This is a genomic window from Mycobacterium shunyiense (assembly GCF_058270035.1).
The window spans coordinates 1-1,597 of record NZ_JBZDPT010000037.1 but is presented as its reverse complement, the minus strand read 5'-3'; the positions used below and the strand labels follow the sequence as shown (position 1 = coordinate 1,597).

At 64.6% G+C, this 1,597-nt stretch carries 1 protein-coding gene; it reads left to right on the top strand.

The features are described 5' to 3' along the window. Nucleotides 1-16: 16 nt before the first annotated feature. The coding region (locus AC4ELS_RS21255; RefSeq protein WP_499049164.1) for an alpha/beta hydrolase at nucleotides 17-1,597 on the top strand (1,581 nt) is incomplete at its 3' end.

Below are 1,597 nucleotides of genomic sequence, written 5' to 3'. Positions count from 1 at the left end.
GGGTGCCGGGTCGCGGATGACCCACAGTCTGTACTGGTCCTACATGGATCCGGGCACGCTGCAGGTGCGCAGTGAATCGCTGGCCAACTTCGGCCGGATCGCGGCGGGCCACGCGAACCAGGTGGACCCCGAGGGGCGCCGTACCCTCTCCGCGCAGCCTCGGTGGCTGCTAGGTGGCACCCGTGAACAGACCGTCGAGCCCGCGACCGGCCGCCCGCTGCGGTTGGCCGATGACCCCAACTCCACCCACTCGGTGCAGGGCCGCCACTTCTGGAATCCACGCTTCCGCAATTCACCCGCGGAGGAAGTGCCCGAAATCCAGGTGCCCGTCCACCCCGCGACGGAAGCCGCCCGTGAGGTACAGCAACTACCGGTGGCCGCGCCCAGCGATGTCGAGCAGTCCGCGGTGCCGGATCACGTGCTCGCCGCTGTGGCGTTGGCCGAGCGAGAGATCGAAGCCGCCGACCTGATGAGCCCGGCCGATCACCGGGTGTCGGTGGACGACGCGGTGAATCGTGCCCGGGCGAATGCACAGTGGTGGGCTGGGTTGTCGGAGGCTCAGCAGAAAGCACTGGTCAACACCTATCCGTTTGAGGTCGGTAACGCCGAGGGCATCCCGCCGAAAGTCCGGCATGAAGCCAACTCGAACATGCTGCGCCGTTATCTGGATCATCGTGAGCTGTTGCTGTCACGTCGCGAGAACGGTGTCGCGCTCAACAAGTTCGAATCGAACTACATCGATCTGATGAACGACATCGAGTCCGGGCTGCGGTCGGCGCACCGGAATGCCGCAAGACTGAACGTCGGCGGCCCGTTCCTGCTGGCGTTGAACCCTCAGGCCTTCGGCGGGGTGGGGCGTGCGATTGTCAGTTTCGGTGCCGATCCGTATACGGCGCAGTCGGTGTCTTGGTATGTGCCGGGGATGACGACCACGATCGGCAAGCTCCGGGCAATGACGATGCGCGCGGTCAACCTCCTTCAGTCCACCATGCAGGAGAATCCGGAGCTGTCCGCGGCGTCGATCACCTACATCGGCTACCAGGCACCGGGCAGTTGGGATCCGCGGGTGGGGTTTCAGCGGATGGCGCACAACGGTGGGCAGATCTTTGCCAGTGACATCGCGTCGTTCAATGTGGGTCGGGATGTGTTGGCAGGGGACGGTAGTCATTTCAGCGGTAACCATGTGTTCGCGCATTCGTACGGGTCGACGACGGTCAGTCATGCGGGTTATGGGGGTCGGCTGGCCGATCAGGTGCAGACGATTACCTTGATCGGTTCTCCGGGGGCCGGGCCGCTGCGTACGGCGGCTGATTTCGGTATCGGGGACAACGTGTTTGTGGCGGCGTCTTCGCGTGATCGCACCACGGGTCTTGGTGGTGAGCGTGCCGGTGATCGTGGCCGGACGATTCGGCGGATGGGTCAGGGTATCGACCCGGCGATGGACATCTTCGGTGCCCGCCGGATCACCTCGGAATTCCCTGTTGCCCTTGACCATCGGGGTGCCGGGTCGCGGATGACCCACAGTCTGTACTGGTCCTACATGGATCCGGGCACGCTGCAGGTGCGCAGTGAATCGCTGGCCAACTTCGGCCGGATC